Annotated in this window: 14 protein-coding genes; 7 read left to right on the top strand and 7 right to left on the bottom strand. The window is 50.8% G+C overall.

Translation table 11 applies throughout. The features are described from left to right. Positions 1-3: 3 nt before the first annotated feature. On the bottom strand, positions 4-363 hold the full coding sequence (locus L3D05_RS12000; protein WP_239616290.1) for a helix-turn-helix domain-containing protein: 360 nt from the start codon (positions 361-363) through the stop codon (positions 4-6). Between the two features lie 212 nt (positions 364-575). On the opposite strand from L3D05_RS12000, the gene L3D05_RS11995 reads away from it, so the two are divergent. After that, positions 576-932: a LytTR family transcriptional regulator DNA-binding domain-containing protein gene (locus tag L3D05_RS11995; protein ID WP_239616289.1), complete on the top strand. Its 357-nt coding sequence runs from the start codon at positions 576-578 to the stop codon at positions 930-932. Between the two features lie 101 nt (positions 933-1,033). Then, positions 1,034-1,315, top strand: a complete 282-nt coding sequence (locus tag L3D05_RS11990; protein WP_239616288.1) for a hypothetical protein — start codon at positions 1,034-1,036, stop codon at positions 1,313-1,315. Between the two features lie 49 nt (positions 1,316-1,364). Here L3D05_RS11990 and L3D05_RS11985 read toward each other — a convergent pair whose 3' ends face one another. Next, positions 1,365-4,367: a DEAD/DEAH box helicase gene (locus L3D05_RS11985; RefSeq protein ID WP_239616287.1), complete on the bottom strand. Its 3,003-nt coding sequence runs from the start codon at positions 4,365-4,367 to the stop codon at positions 1,365-1,367. After that, positions 4,364-6,016: an SWIM zinc finger family protein gene (locus L3D05_RS11980; protein WP_239616286.1), complete on the bottom strand. Its 1,653-nt coding sequence runs from the start codon at positions 6,014-6,016 to the stop codon at positions 4,364-4,366. The genes L3D05_RS11985 and L3D05_RS11980 overlap by 4 nt, the downstream gene beginning before the upstream one ends. Positions 6,017-6,163: 147 nt before the next feature. Here L3D05_RS11980 and L3D05_RS11975 point away from each other — a divergent pair, with 147 nt between their 5' ends. The 3 genes from L3D05_RS11975 to L3D05_RS11965 all read left to right on the top strand — a co-directional run bounded on the left by L3D05_RS11975 (position 6,164) and on the right by L3D05_RS11965 (position 9,849). Then, a complete protein-coding gene (locus tag L3D05_RS11975) occupies positions 6,164-6,598 on the top strand; it encodes a YkvA family protein (protein ID WP_239616285.1) in 435 nt (144 codons plus the stop codon). 149 nt (positions 6,599-6,747) lie between these two features. Continuing rightward, positions 6,748-8,508, top strand: coding sequence for a methyl-accepting chemotaxis protein (locus L3D05_RS11970; RefSeq protein WP_239616284.1), 1,761 nt, complete (start codon positions 6,748-6,750; stop codon positions 8,506-8,508). A gap of 210 nt (positions 8,509-8,718) precedes the next feature. Beyond that, positions 8,719-9,849, top strand: a complete 1,131-nt coding sequence (locus tag L3D05_RS11965) for a site-2 protease family protein (RefSeq protein ID WP_239616283.1) — start codon at positions 8,719-8,721, stop codon at positions 9,847-9,849. A 368-nt stretch (positions 9,850-10,217) separates the two neighbouring features. On the opposite strand, the gene L3D05_RS11960 is transcribed toward L3D05_RS11965, so the two are convergent. Further along, positions 10,218-10,598, bottom strand: coding sequence for a carboxymuconolactone decarboxylase family protein (locus L3D05_RS11960; protein WP_239616282.1), 381 nt, complete (start codon positions 10,596-10,598; stop codon positions 10,218-10,220). 82 nt (positions 10,599-10,680) lie between these two features. Next, positions 10,681-11,352: a Crp/Fnr family transcriptional regulator gene (locus L3D05_RS11955; RefSeq protein ID WP_239616281.1), complete on the bottom strand. Its 672-nt coding sequence runs from the start codon at positions 11,350-11,352 to the stop codon at positions 10,681-10,683. Between the two features lie 132 nt (positions 11,353-11,484). Between L3D05_RS11955 and L3D05_RS11950 the strand changes: the two genes are divergently transcribed. Next, positions 11,485-12,096: a TetR/AcrR family transcriptional regulator gene (locus tag L3D05_RS11950; RefSeq protein WP_239616280.1), complete on the top strand. Its 612-nt coding sequence runs from the start codon at positions 11,485-11,487 to the stop codon at positions 12,094-12,096. Positions 12,097-12,204: 108 nt separating this feature from the next. After that, on the top strand, positions 12,205-12,993 hold the full coding sequence (locus tag L3D05_RS11945) for a CPBP family intramembrane glutamic endopeptidase (protein ID WP_239616279.1): 789 nt from the start codon (positions 12,205-12,207) through the stop codon (positions 12,991-12,993). Here L3D05_RS11945 and L3D05_RS11940 read toward each other — a convergent pair. Continuing rightward, complete coding sequence (locus L3D05_RS11940; RefSeq protein WP_239616278.1) at positions 12,974-14,230, bottom strand: MDR family MFS transporter; 1,257 nt, start codon at positions 14,228-14,230, stop codon at positions 12,974-12,976. The genes L3D05_RS11945 and L3D05_RS11940 overlap by 20 nt on opposite strands. Positions 14,231-14,466: 236 nt before the next feature. Then, positions 14,467-15,597: a ParB/RepB/Spo0J family partition protein gene (locus tag L3D05_RS11935; protein ID WP_239616277.1), complete on the bottom strand. Its 1,131-nt coding sequence runs from the start codon at positions 15,595-15,597 to the stop codon at positions 14,467-14,469. Between the last annotated feature and the right edge of the window lie 82 nt (positions 15,598-15,679).

Below are 15,679 nucleotides of genomic sequence, written 5' to 3'. Positions count from 1 at the left end.
GCATCAGTCTGTCGAATACCGGTCATGCTCCACTAATATTTCTCTCACGACATTCCTGACCATTCGTACTTGGTCAGGTTTTTGGTATCTTAGCGTCGATAATATTTCCTGCAAGTCCGCCTCGGTTTCGGTCCGTTTCTCTTCTTCGTCAACATAGGTAAAGAGTTGGGACAAGCTTACGTCCAACGCGGACGCAATCTTGGCAAGGTTAAGAAGCGAAATGTTCTTCTCGCCTCTTTCGATCTGTCCGATATAAGAGTAATGAAATCCACCCTTTTCCCCTAGCAGCTCCTGCGACATTTCCCGTTCTTTCCGCAAGGTCCGGATCCTTTGCCCAACAAGCTTAAGCACATTAATTTCCATCGAACGCACCTCTTTGATTAAAGTGTAGTGAAGCATCAAGGAGGAATGAATTAGTCGATGGATATAATTAATATGATAAATAGTATTCATAAGTCGTATTTAACGATATAATTAGGATGTTGGATTATAGTTTGGGATCCGGCTAATATTTATTGATATCATTTCCCGCGTGGCGGATTGTATTCATCTTATTTGCGAATGAGGGAAGAACGGTGCTGCTGCCTTTGTTGAATTCCAATGGGGAATTCCGATTATTGGACGTGCAGGAGATTGTCTATTTGCAGACGAACGGCTCCGGCGAGGTCATGATCTACTCTTACGACGACAAGTACAGAATGATTACCAAGGTGAAGGATTTGTCCTTGTTTCTCGGGAATTCGGGGTTCATGCGTACCGATCGCGGGACGATCCTCAACCTGGAACGAATCGATTCCTTCGACGGAATTCTGAATATCGTAAAGCTGCGAACGAGCAACGGAGAAGTGATCATGCCAATCGCCTATAAGATGCAGAAGCAAATTAAAGCTTACTTAAAAGGCGTGAGCGGGGCGAGCTTGGATCACGAGTAAAGATACGTCTTTTCATACAATTGCGGATGAATACAGGTTTATCGGATACGACATCTGTCCATTCTAGTAGTGAAATCAAATTTACTAGAATGGGTGATCTTATGCTCCTCTTGGGAATAGCCGGAGTATTAACATCGATAGCCTGCGCGGCGACCGTCGTTACGGGATTTATTTCTAATGTGGGCAAGGCATTAGGTATTGTGGTTGCGGCGATAGGGATTACGCTCGGTTTCACTGTCGGCTCGGTTGCGGCCAGCTCAGGAGCAACGGACGTGACGACTGCAGCGATTGGAATTGCAGCAGGCTCATTAACGGTAATCGCCGGCAACGCCGCGATTCGCAAGCGGCTTAAGAAAGCGGCTAACATGCAGCGCCATTACTAACTAGGTATACAAGAAGACACTGGCCCCAGAGGCCAGTGTCTTTATTCATTTAGCCTATCATATCCCGCCGCAACGTGAAGAGATCTTTCAACTCGTCCGTCGACAGCTCGGTAATCCAGCCCTCGGAAGAGGAGATAACGTTCTCGCTAAGCTGCTGCTTGCTTTCCAGCATCTCGTCGATCCTTTCCTCAAGCGTACCAAGTGAAATGAACTTGTGTACCTGCACGTCCCGAGTCTGGCCCATTCGATAGGCGCGATCCGTGGCTTGGTTCTCGACGGCCGGATTCCACCAGCGGTCGAAGTGGAAGACGTGGTTAGCGGCAGTTAAGTTCAAGCCGACTCCTCCGGCTTTCAGCGAGAGAATGAACACGCTCGGCTGATCGCCCGACGGAGGTTGCTCTGCCGATTGGAACTGCTCGATCATGCGGTCGCGTGCCGTCTTAGACGTACTTCCGTTCAAGTAAAGAACGGGCTCTTCGAGCTCTTGCTCTAGAACGAGCTTCAGCATCTGTCCCATGCCGATATACTGGGTGAAAATCAGGCAGCGTTCGCCCTCTTCGCGGAGCTCCCTAACCATAGCAAGCAGACGCTCCAGCTTCGAAGATCGGTTTATGAGCGTTTCCGTATCGAGGAGCGGACCGTCGGACGGCTTCGGAGTATCCTCGTTTGTCTCCGGCGCGTCCGGCAACGATTCCTTCGTTAGAAGGATCGGATGGTCGCAAAGCTGCTTCAGTTGGGTCAACGCCCCGAGAATCGCCCCTTTACGTTCGATCCCCTCGAGCTTCTGCATTTTCTCCATTAACTCATTAACGGTTTGTTCATATAGCGCGCCTTGCTCGGCAGTCAGATGAACATAAGTTTTCATTTCATTCTTATCGGGCAAGTCGAGTTGGATGGCCGGGTCCTTCTTCTTGCGACGCAGCATGAAAGGCTTGATCAGCTTCTGAAGATCGGCCGTCGTTTGTTCGTCTCTGTCCTTCTCGATAGCCGTCGCGAACCGGTTGTTGAACTCCCGGGAGCTGCCCAAGTATCCCGGGTTGATGAAGTCGTACAAGGACCATAGCTCGGCAAGCCGGTTCTCGATCGGCGTCCCGGTAAGGGCGATGCGATGCCTTGCGGGAAGGCTACGAACGACCGTCGATTGTTTGGTCTGGGCGTTCTTGATGTTCTGCGCTTCGTCCAAGCTGATGGAAGTCCAAGTCAGATCTTGAAGCGTTTCCTGGTCTAAAGAACAAGTCGCGTAAGAAGTCAGCACGACATCGGCTTGCTTGGCTTCCTCGATGAAGTCGTCCCCGCTGAGCCTTCTGCTTCCGTAATGAAGCATCACCTTCAGGGAAGGCGCGAACCGGCTAATTTCCTTCTGCCAGTTACCGAGAACGGAGGTTGGGCAAATAATCAGGGAAGGGAATTTGCCCGTAGCTGCGTCCGAGGGAGCGGTCTCTTGGATATGCAGCAGATAGGCGATGAGCTGCACGGTTTTGCCGAGGCCCATATCGTCCGCTAGGCAAGCCCCAAGCCCGAAGCGGCGCAGGAAGGACAACCAGGCGAATCCTTCTTGTTGATAGGGACGCAGCTCCGCGCGCAATCCGGTCGGTACCGGAAGCTTCGGGTGCTCCGTCTGCTGGGTAAGCTGGCTGACCAGCTTGATTAAATGCTCGTTAAGCTCGACTTCGAGCCGGATTCGTTCCGAATGCTCCGCCTCATCCCCGTCAGCGTTGGCCGCTTGCTCCACGACGGAGCCTTCGCTTCCGAGCAGATGCAACTGAAGCACGTCTTGAAATGAAAGGCCTTGATTCTTGTCCACGGATGCCATCGCTCTGCGAATTTGAGCGAGCAAAGCGGGGTCCAATTGAATCCATTGTCCGCGGAAACGGACAAGCCTGACGTTACGAGCAACGAGCTCCGCAAATTCAGCTTCGGACAGATCGACTTCGCCGATGGCGATCCGCCAATCGAAATCGATCAGAGAGTCGAGTCCGAACAACGATCCGACGTTGCGTCCTCCTTCGTCAGACGCAGAGCTTACCTTGGCGCGCAGACGAGGCTTCTTCCGGCTGACCGTTTCCCACCAGGCGGGCAGCAACACTTGCCAGCCCGCCTCTAGCAGATGCTGACTATCTATTGTCAAGAAGCGCCAAGCGGCTTCATCATCCATAGCTTCGGCGAATACATCGTCGCGGGCGCCGTTAAATCGATCATCCGGCAAAATGCCTCGCAGCCTATCCAACCAACTGCCGGAACGTAGCTTCACATGCGGTGTCCATACGCTCGGCCATGATCCGAATACGTCGCCGCCCGCAGTCATTCGGACGATTGCGATCTCTGCCGGGTCCCGCTTATCTTGCAGGACGAGTCGAAGCCGCCAATCGGATTGCTCCTCGTCAGGTTCAAGCAACTGCAAGGCCGGCCGGAAGGGGGCGTAGTCTGCTTTCCAACCGATCGTCACTAACCATTCCCGTTCATCCAAGCCCGTGTAATCGACCTTTTTACGAGAGAACAACAGCGGATACTCCCGTCTTAAATCCGAAGCCGTCGCTTCCGTGCCGTAATAAGTATGGAAGACGGTGGCGGAGAATGCCGCTCTTAGGCCTTCGATGAAGTCGGCTAGCTCCTCGGTTACTTCTAAGGCAGAGCGTTCGTCCTCGGTTAAGGCCTCTTCATCCCAAGTCCATTGCAGCTTGCCGGTTTGGAAAGCTTCGAAGTTAGGGATGTATCGTTTCTCTTGCAGGCAAGCCGCAAGAGCGGGCGCAATCTGCAGAAGCTGCCGGGCGACATCGCTCCAAACCCAATCTATGTGGTGAAGAAGCTTGGCTTCCGCGAAGAACGGGATGACCATCTCCGCCGGAAGAAGAACAAGCTCGAGTCCTTCGAGATGGCGGATTTCCAGTCCCGTTCCATAGAAGGAGGGCTCGTGCCATGCGAATAACGCCTGTTTGAGCGGGACCCCGGTCGCATAGGTATGTTCATTGTAGGAACCATGAATAAGAGCATTGCCATGCCCGTCGAAGATAACTTGAATATGGATGGATTCGGTATGTCTGTTCGTGGTCATGGCAGCAAGTTTCCTTTCCTGAGCTCCTCTTGTAGCGCGCGAAGACGACTATGCCGGGAAATAAACGAGGAAAGGAATTGCTCCCAGCTACTCTCTTGTTTTAATTTCTTGTACAGCTTAGACAGACGCTTCAGCAACTTTACCGCTGCCTTGTAGCTATCCCTATTTTTCACTAAAACATATCGTTCGACGGCTTGGTGATAGAAGGGCAAGAGGAGCTCGGGCGCGTTCTTCTCGATCGGCGCGAGCTCCGTCACCCGGAAGTCCATCGGATCGCTGTCCCGACTCAGATGGAAATCCATCCAACGCTCCCACTTGCCGTTCGCTAATAGCTTCTCCTCGTAGAGCGCGCGCGAATGCGGGAGCATGGCGACAAGGGTATCCCACATTTGCTGTTCGGCTTCGGGCAGATGGCTTACGGCTTGTTCCCAGTAGTCCGAGTAGGTACGCAGGCTCGTATTTCGGCGCAAGTCAAGATAAGGCGTTATTTCCCCTAACCAATTCGTTAGACGCGTCCATTGCTCCGCGTTCGAGAGATAAGCTAAGAAAACCAATAAATAATCCCCGGAGATACCGGAGATCGACTTCGCTTCATTCAGCAGCTCCCATGCTTCTGAGTCTCGGGAGAGATAGAGGTTCATCCCGGCTTGGGCGATGTTATACGCGAAAGGGGAAAGGGGTGAACCGAGCTCTGTGGACTCGCGTTCTAACAGTCGCAATTCTTCTTCAAAGCGAAGAGTGTCACTGGTAACCGGTACGATCCACTGGCTCCAAAGCTTCAGATAATGGGTAAGAAAATAACGGTTTTCGTTCGTTTCCGCTAGCATTTCCTTGCGCAAATAAGCTAAGCTTTGTTCAACCATCCGAGCGTTGGAAGGATCGGCGGCCGCAGGCGCAAGCTGAATCATTCCCTGCTCGATCGACTCTTGCAAGTCCGATGCGGCGTGATGGGTATGAAAAGCGAGATAAGAATAGACGTATCCCGATTGGTCCTGCGGTTGCTTCGTTAGCCTCGATAAGACGAACAGATGGGCATGAAGAATAAAAAATAGTTCGATCTCCTGCGGGAGGGAAGGCTTATAACGGAATATGGAAGCTAACGAATCGGTAACGAACTGGGTGTTCCGCGAGCTTTGCAACGTTCGTTCCGTAGCCAGCTCGAACCACGCATGCCACTCCGAGATGCTCAGTTGAGGGATGAGCTTTGCTTGCTGTTGCAATCTCGCATAGCTATCCGCAGCTTTTTTCGCTGCGAATTGCTTGGCTTCGTTGTAAGATTTCGCTGACGAGGCTATCGCTGATTGCGGCTTCGTAAGGGCTGTCGTCTTGGCATTCACGAGCGTGTGTACCGATCGGTTGTGCAAATGGGCATACTTCAATATCGCGGCAAACATGTGCTTGCAATTCCTGCCGACCGGACAGTTGCAACGGCTGGCAGAGAAGCTGTCGAGGTTAATCTCGACTTGATAATATTCGGATCCCTCGACGAGCGCCTTTACGGATCGTGGGGTGGGAATCGTAAGCTTTACTACGCAGCCTTGCTTATAATATTGAAACCCTCTGCTTAGGGTAACATCGCCGAAATGGTCGGCTACGTCTTGGACGAGCTGATTCCATTGATCGTCGTCCAATTCATAAGTAGGTATCATATACAGGTCTCCCGAATGACGTTAGTCGCTTTTGGATGCTATCATTATAACATTGAATGGAGTCGTATTCAGGATGAATGGATTGACAATTCCCGAGCAGGGGTCAAGCGAAGATTGTAGAATCTTGTAGGGAAAGGGGGGGCTAAGATGAGTGAATCGAAATATGAAAAGCATTATTCCGACGAAGGTTTCTGGGCCAAGCTGAAAAAAAGCGCCAAGGATGCGGGGAGCAAAGTTGTCTATAGCGGGCTGCTGCTCTATTATGCCGTTCAAAGTCCGAAAACTCCGCTTAAGGCAAGGGTACAAATATACGGGGCTTTAGGATATTTAATACTCCCGATTGATTTAGTGCCGGACTTCCTGCCTGTGGTCGGATACGTAGATGATCTTGGCGCACTGGGGTTAGCTCTCGGGGCGGTTGCGCAGAGCATCGATCAAGAGGTTAAGCAGAAAGCGAAGGATAAATTGAAAGATCTGTTCGGCGAAGAGGCTCTGAAAAGCCAAGAGGTGATGGAGGTCGATTCCGAAATCGTTGTCGACTCCAAAGACACCGAAGTTTCCAAAGACACCAAAATAGATTAAGTAAAACAAGCCTGTTCACATAATTGTCCTAAAACTTTACAAATAGCGGGGGAAGTGCCGTCTATCTTTTGTTATGATGTACCAAAAGATAAGACCCCAAGGAAAATATATCCTTTATTTCATCTGTAGGGGTATGAAGGGGTCTCGCGATGATGGGGAAGACACAAGGCATATTCAAACTGACGATTAAAAAGAAACTCCTGATCGTATCCTCTTTATTGTTGATCGTTCCGATTTTAGTATTGGGCGCGGTTACTTATCGTGTGTCGACGAACGAGTCGAGCGCGTTAATCGAGAGCGGATTAAAGAACAACGTTAGAATGGCAGGGCAAATGTTGGAATCCTTGGACAAAGCCGTACAGCACGGCTCCATGACGAAAGAAGACGCGGAGGAGAGCATGCGGGTCTTCCTACTGGGGGAGAAAAATCCCGACAACACGAGACCGATTAATCAGATGATCGACTTGGGCGAGAGCGGCTATTTCTATGTTCTGGACGAGAAAGGGAATTTGTTGGCTCATCCGACGCTCGAAGGGCAGAACATTTGGGACAAGCAAACGGCGGATGGCACTTACTATATTAGGGACGTCGTTAAGACCGCGCAGAACGGCGGGGGATTTACCTATTACGATTGGCCGTTGCCCGAATCGACTAAGGAAGCGCGGAAAATCGTATATGCGGAGTCAGCTCCGTCCTGGGGTTGGATTATCGCGGCGGGCTCTTACTTGCAGGATTACAACGGGGGCCAACGGGATATTCTGATTACGCTGGCGATCACGTTGGGGAGCTGCTTAATGATCGGTATTCCAATTCTCACGCTGTTTGCCCTGCATATTTCAAGACCTGTCGTCCGAATATCGAGGCAGGCGGAGAGAATAGCGGAAGGCGATTTGACGCAAGAGAATATTATTGTCTCCAGTAAAGACGAGATCGGACAGCTAGCCGACTCCTTCAATCGACTTATGCATAATTTGCGTGAATTGGCGGGAAGTCAATTGCTCAGCGCGAATGCATTGGCCGAATCCTCAGGTAATCTTACTAACGTCATAGGGGATTCGGTCAAGGCGGCCCATCAGACATCGGATTCTCTGTCGGAATTGGCGACTAATCATGAGATCCAAGCCGTCAGCATCGGGGAAACGTCGAGGGCGATGGAAGAGATGACGGCCGGTATCGGGCGGATCGCCGTCTCGGCAACGACGACGTTCGAATCTTCGGCGGCCATGCTGCAGGAAGCGGAGGATGGTAACCGGTTAATTACAAGGTCGTCGGAGCAAATGACGGCCATCAGCGATACGGTAGGCATTATCGGCACGGTTGTCGCGCAATTGGGTCAACATTCCCAGCAAATCGGGGATATCGCGAACATGATAAGCGAAATAGCGGGTCAGACGAACCTGTTGGCGCTTAACGCGTCCATCGAAGCGGCCAGAGCGGGAGAGCATGGCAAAGGGTTTGCCGTCGTAGCGGGAGAAATTCGCAAGCTTGCGGAACGATCAAGCGAATCCGCTAACCAAGTTACGGAATTGATCGATACGATAAGGGAAGACATTTCGGCTGCCGGAGAATCCATGCGTAACGGAGAAAACGAGGTAACTGCCGGAACGGTTTCCATCGCTCGGACGGGCGAAGCGTTTACCCGTATTCTTCAAGCGACGCGTAACGTGGTGGCGCAAGCCGAAGAGGCATCCGCCGCGGCTGAGCAGATGTCCGCAAGCGCCCAGGAAGTGGCGGCGTCCTTGCAGCAGATGGAGAGCGTTTCCTCGAACTCAGCGAGTGCCGCTACTATGATATCTGCGACTACGGAGGAGCAACTCGCGTCCATGGATGAAATCTCGTCTTCGGCCAAGCAGTTAAACCAAATGTCGGACAAAATGAAGCAACTAGCCAATCAATTTAAAATCAAATAAACGTCGAGCATCGCGATTTGGGCAAAGGGGCTACCCCGTAAGAAATCTTATGGGGTAGCTTTTTGATTTCACCTGGCGTAGCCGCTCTAAATGCCGCAAGAGGGTCGAATTCAAGGGTCGACGCAACCGGCTCTTATCCATTCACGTATAATAATGAGATAGAAGGATGGAAGTGTACTACTTAAGCAGGTCTGAGAAAGGAAGTTTATTGTGAATAAATCCAAAAGCCGCTCATGGCTGGTGGGAATCGGCGCATTTCTATTAGCGAAATTCAAATGGGCGTTCGCATTATTGAAATGGACCAAATTCGGCGGCACGTTCATTACGATGATGATAAGCTTAGGGGCCTATGCGGCTCTCTACGGCTGGAAATTCGGCGTTGCCCTTGTCTATTTGATTTTCGTTCACGAGATGGGACATCTTATCGCCGCCAAACGTAAGGGAATAGCGATGTCGCCGGCCTTTTTTATCCCTTTCGTAGGCGCCTTCGTATCCTTGAAGGATAGACCGCGGGATGCGGCAACCGAAGCATACATGGCTTATGGCGGTCCGCTTGCGGGACTTATCTCGTTCTTGCCTGCCGTAGTGCTGTATGAGACTACCGGGGAACCGTTCTGGGCATTGGTTGTTTTTCTAGGCGCGCTGATTAACCTCTTCAACTTAATTCCGGTATCGCCTTTAGACGGAGGGCGGATCGTGTCCGTGCTCTCGACGAAAATCTGGTTTGCCGGTTTGTTGGTGTTGGGCGTCGTCGTAGCGATCTCGCCTAGTCCGATCTTATTTCTCATCATTATTATTGGCCTGTTCTCTTGGTGGAATCGCGCGAAGGAAAATTACCAAGGCTCCGTGCTAGCCTATGAGAGAGAGAAGCTTGTTTGGTACCGGTCAGCTCTTCAAAAATGGCCAAGCCTGACGAGCACTTGGTCGGTTAAGCAATCGTTATCGGCTCAAATCGATGCTGCCCAGCAGAAGGAAGCCGGCATGCCTAAGCGGCTTTTCCCGTTCTTGCACGACGAGGAGCGTCTCGTCCGCGACCAAGCGAGATTGGATCGGCATTATGCAAGCTTGGCGCTTGCGGTTATTCAAGAATGGGAGCATCAGCCGGTGAAATACGAGGACTCTGACCCTTCGCGTCCGATTCCTTCCATGCTGCTCGAAGAAGCGACGGAGAGGACGGAAGAGAGAATCAAGCTCGTGGATGTAGAGCTGCAGCATTATCGGACCTATTACAAAGCTCCGGCTTCCGTGAAATGGAAAGTATTAACCGCGTACCTGCTTCTAGCAGCCGCCTTGTCATTGTTCATGTTATACGGTCACCGGATTATGGAGCTTCATAGATAATGGAAGGCTTTAGAAGACGGTTCGCGTATCCGATGTTACAATGGGAGTAGGGAATAGGCGTTTGAACGAAGTAAATCATGCGGCAGGGTGAGCTAACATGGAATTAGTTAATTGCAATAGGTGTGGAAAATTACAAGTTCAAAGGCCGGATACTCTGTGTAAGGACTGTCAGCAACTCTATGCATCAGAGGCACTTATCGTTAAGGAATACATTAAAATGAACCCGGGCGCTACGATAATGGATGTCGTTCAGCATACGGGATACACATTGAAAAGGATCAAAGAAATTCTCCGGTAACGGAGCATACGCTACCCCCGACTGGACGATCTCACGTCTAATCGGGGGTATTTCGTTTGAGCTATACTTTTCAGCAGAAGCAATCCGGTCCTGTCGGCTCAGAGCCATCAGGCTTCTTCTGCGAGCCGTCGTCGAAAGAATTCAAGGCATGCGTCGCGTGGCTGAGTATGGCTCCTGCCCGGGTAGACGCGGCGACAAGTATCGCTTCTAGCATTTCCTCGCGCGTACCTCCGAGCTCCTTGTATTTTTTGACGTGAACGTCAATGCAGTAGGGACAACCTGTAAGATGGGCTACGGCTATCGCGATAAGTTCTTTCGTTTTCAAGGGGACCGCATCGGTGGCGTGATAGACATCCTTCTCGAAGTTTAAGAAAGACGTGGCGGTTTGCGGAGCAAGCTGAACAAGCTCGGGTATACGTTTCAAATTCTCGGGTGCGTAATAAGGGTTCATCGTTATCCTCTCCCAATACGTTTAATCGTTCTATCCACGATTGTAAGGAGAGTAGAGCAAATCTTCCGTGACTAAGTCACGGTTAACGGTTGGAGAGTGCTCGGAGGGCATTGCGATCCAGGAGAACGATCTGTCCGCGATTTAGGGTAATTGCCTCAGCCTTGGCGAAGCTCTTCAACGTACGCGTGATGACTTCACGGGCCGTGCCGAGTTCGATCGCTATTTGCTCATGGGTTATGAACAAAGTATCGGCTTGCGGACCATCGAATCGGGAAAGTAGATAATCCGACAGTCGAGTGGGGATGGATTGAAACGCGACTTGCTCCAATAAGGTCGTGACATCGATAATCCGACTCGCCATTTCTTGGTATACGAACCGCTTAACCGGCTTGAAGGCATCCATCCAGCTGTTGAACGTGGGAACAGGCAGCACTAGAACTTCGGTCGGAGTTTCCACGGACACGGAAGCCTCGTATTCGGTTTCCCCTAGAACGCTAGCTAACATGAGCGAGCAACATTGACCGCCATTTACGCGATATAGAGTGATTTCTCGGCCGGAATTCGGACAGATTTTGTAAATTCGTATGGTGCCGCTAACGATAAACATCGTATGTTGTAAAAGATGGCCTTCTTGAATGGAATGCGGGGTCGAAGAATCTATGACAAGCAAGTCTGCATCCGTCCAATGAGCGTTCGGGATCGAGGAGAAGCATGGAAATATTTGCTGGATTCGATTTAGATGTTGAGCGTTCATTCGCGCACTCCTTAGGTGAAGACTTCTGTATCAGTATTCGCGAATGGATAACCAATTCCTGTTAGAAACCTTGATGGTCAATCTCGAATCGTATATAATTAGACCAACCGGTCGGTCTAAGGTGGTGCATTCATGGTTAAGGGACGCTCTGACGGTGAAGAAACGAAGAAACGGATTACGAATAAGGCTATGCAACTGTTTATCCAGAAAGGCTACGGAGCAGTCACGATGAACGAGGTGTGCAAGGAAGCGAGCGTAAGCAAAGGCAGCTTGTATCATCATTTTCCGAGCAAGGATGAGCTCTTCCTATACGTTATCGAAGAGGACTCGGAGCATTGGCAGAACGAATGGAGCAATAAGCGGTTGAAGTTGTCCGGAATCGAAGAGCAAATGTATGCCTTGGCGGAGCATTATGCCAATGATTTCCAGAACCCTTTGCAGAAATCGGTTGAGGAATTTTCTAGAAGCCGAGTCATTACGGATGACGTATTCGAACGTTTGCTGGGTATCAACAATATGAGCTCTCAAGCTTGTCGCGAAGTGCTTCGCGAAGGAATGGAAAAGGGCGATTTCGCGAGTGGCGATCTCGATCAAATGGTGTTCATCGTGAGCAGTATGTTCGAGGGCTTGGCCAAAATATATTATATGGTCGACAGAGAGCGGGAACAGGATAAGGTAAGAGAGTATTATCGGAGTGCGGTTCAGCTTGTGCTGAACGGAATTCGCGCCAAAGCTAGTCATTAAGAGCTTCTGGCGTTTCTTTTTACATACTAATTAGACCGGATGGTCGGTCTATGGTGAATGTTGAAAATCCAAATGCAATATATCAAACCGTAGAGGAGAAATGCACGCATGCATAATATCATTTTCGTAATCGTATTGGTGGCTCTTTCCGTTCCGGGAATCGTGCTGATGAGCAAGTATTCCGTTCGGATGCTGAAGGATAAACCGGAAAGCAAGAACAGCAAGTTATCGGATTCCGCTTTGTTCGCTATAGTTGCAGGGCAAACCTTGATCATCGTCGCTCTATGCGCCGCCGCGGGAGTGTATCTCGGTCACAAGGTCGGAATACGCGATGTTGTTCTCGAAGGAGTTGCACGCGGGGAAGCGCAATGGTCCGATCTTTATCGCCAATTGAAGGCCGGGGCGCTGTCGGGTATTTTGTGCGCCGTGGCATGGATCCTTGCGTACTATGGGTTCGTGCGTTCTCGCTTAGACAAGGAAACGGTCGTGGTGTCCGAGAGGTTGAGGAACCGGTTAAGCTTGTGGACTCGGGTAACTTCCGGCGGGATCATTGAAGAAGTTATTTTCCGTTGGGGAGCGCTAACCGTTACTGTATGGGCGCTATCCGGATTAAATTTAAGCGAACCCGTCTCTTCGTGGTTAGGAATCGGGTTAACGGGAATCGTATTCGGTTTGGCGCATCTGCCGGGCAATCTTCAAGAAGGATGCAAGCCGTCGCCGCTGTTCGTCGGGACGTCGATCATCGGTAACCTCTGGGTTTCCGTTTTCTGCGGATATTTGCTCTTTCACTACGGGTTAATCGCTGCGATGACGGTACATTGCTTGTTCCATATCATTTGGTATCCATGGGACAAGGCGGCATCTCGGAATAACGAGGCTACCGCTCATGCCGGTTGAACATGATGTTGTACAGGAGCGCGGAAAGGATCGCAATAGCGGTTAGGATGCCGAATGTCCACGAGAATCCAAGCCAATTGCTTAGCGGAATGGACATCGGGGCGATCGTGCGGCCTAGCGTGAACCGCAAGCTGGATGCCGCGAAATATTGGCCGCGCATATGATCGGGAGCAAGCCGGGAAACGAAGGCCTGCTGCGGCCCGGCGGACATGAGCTCGGCAAGCGTGAAGACGGCGATCGCCGCGGATAAGCCCCAGAAGGAAGACATTTGCCCGAACATCCAGATCCCTAGCGCATAGAATAGCGCTCCGCCTATGAATACATAGCGATCCCTAAAACCAAGCATCCATCTGGTCACGATGACAGTGAAAAGGGCGACGAGGAGACCGTTCTCCGACACGATGATTCCGAACAGCTTCTCTCCGGTGAGCTGCAAGCTCCAATCTCCATAAGAGAATAAAGTTGTAAGCGGGATGGTCTCTTTAAGGAAAACCGGGAACAGCAGATCGAGCTGCATGAAGGTTTGAGACAGCATTACTCCCGCGATAATGAAGAGCAGGAATACTTTGTCCGAGGCAATAATCTTGTAATCGCGAAGCTGATCGGTCAAGAATCGGTGCCAAGGACCGCCGGATTGAAGCCGAACACGTTTGGCGATATCGCCGGGCAGCGTTTCCCTTAAGCGTCGGCTCAGCACAGTCGCGAGAATAGCGCATAGCGCAGAGGCCGCCGCTAGGACGATGAACGGATAGTTTAAATACAAGGCCGATCCGATTAGCGGTCCAATGACGACGGCGATGTTAGCGGCGGTATAGAAGACGGCGAATACGCCGGAGCGATGTTGCTCCGGCACGACATCGGCAACCATTGCTTGGCTCGCCGGATAATAGATCGAGCTGAATAGGCTCGCTAAGGTGAATCCGGCGAAGCCCAGGATCGGAGCTGGCAGCCAAGGCGAAGAAGCAAGCGCGAAGATGCCGTATCCGACCGCTTGCCCGAAAGCCGCGATGACCATCATTCGTTTGCGGCCGAACCGATCCGCGCAATATCCGCCGGACAGATTGGCGATAACCGAGAGGGCCTGCGATAACATCAAGAGCACTCCCGCCCAGCCTCTGCCGAACGATTCCGCGAAGTAAATGGACAAGAACGGGAAGAACGCCCACAGAATGATATTAAAGGAAGCTTCCCCGACGAGCCTTATTTTTAAATTGCTATCCCAATCCTTGATTCTCATGATGCGAATAACCTCTAGTTGTAAGATATCCAACCATCATACTGCCAACGCATCCGTCGCACAAGGAGATCCGAACCGAACCATGTGGCGATATTAAACCAGTTTAGGATGAAAAGCCCAATTAGGAGATTTGGAAGAGAGTAGATTGGCAAAAAGCACCCGAAAAACGGGAAGGAACGCCTATGTACGGCGAAATGACATCATCCTTCTTCGTTTCGGGTGCTCTTATCGATTGTTTAAGGTTTAACGAGCATCATGTCTTTGACCGACCGCCACTCCGCCAGATGCTTCTCTAGGTCGTTAATGAGCGTATCGACGTCCTGAACGAATTGGGCTCGTTCCACGCCTTCAAGATCGGGCAAATCTTTAGGGGCAAGGGTGCTCGGAGCGGGAAGCGTCGCGAGTAACAGGTTCAGCATGCTCTCGATAAAGCTTTCCGAAGCTTGCTCCGTATCGTCGTGCCCATCGAACTCTTCATCCGAATAATAATCGAGGGCGGATGCGAGCGCCGACAACGGGCTTATCGATTTCTCGACGATGGTCGCTGTACCAGACTCTTGATCATTCCCCATATCCCTATTTGCTCCATCGATAGACGTAGGGGGTGTCTTATCTTTAACCGTCTCCTCTTTGGGCTCAGCGCTCTTCGCGCGCTCTTTCTTCGTCTGCTCGAACGAGGACCAAGTTTCTAGCAGCTGCGGTCCGGTCTTGAACAGCAGTTTGCCCTTCGTGCTATCCGAAATTTCCTTATCCTTGAACAATTTCGCAATTCGTTTAACATCCGGGACGGACATTTCGTCCTGCGCCATGATCAGCGCGAGTGAATCGCGATACTCCATCGATAAGTCCTTGAGGGGCATCAGTTGGTCCTCGGTCAGCTTGTCTTTGCGAATTTCCGTGCCATATACGATGAGTGCGCGAACGGCGTTGCTGAATTTAAGCAGATCTAGCTTATTCTTAATGTAATTTTCCGGCTTGCCGAGCTTGCTGGACAAATATTTCACGGAGCTGCTGAATTTCGGATCGGTCAGCAGCTTATTGAAAGCTTCGGCCTCTTCGATCGGCGAGAAGCCTTGGCGGGTTAAATTTTCCGCGATCTGCTCCAGGTAAATTTCCATTTCGTCGGTCACGTTCGATACGATACACGGAATCGTCGGGAGGTTCAAAGCCGAGCATGCCTTGTAGCGCCTATTCCCATAAATGATCTTATATCGGCCGTCGTTCGTCGTTCTTACTTTAATAGGCGACAAGAGCCCTAGCTCTTCTATGCTGCTCATCAACTCTTGCAGAGCCTCTTCGTCGAATTGATATCTCGGTTGTTCTTTATCTTCATCGATTAAGTGCGTAGGGATTTGAATAATGTCCATGCGTAATCTCCTATCGTTAAGGTCGTTAAAGGAAACGCCAATGGGAACATATGTATTATATAACAGGAGTTGATTCCTGGGA

This window comes from Cohnella mopanensis (assembly GCF_022352055.1).
Lineage (GTDB): Bacteria > Bacillota > Bacilli > Paenibacillales > Paenibacillaceae > Cohnella > Cohnella mopanensis.
Note: the sequence above shows the minus strand (reverse complement) of the source record. Positions and strands in the feature narration are given on the sequence as shown.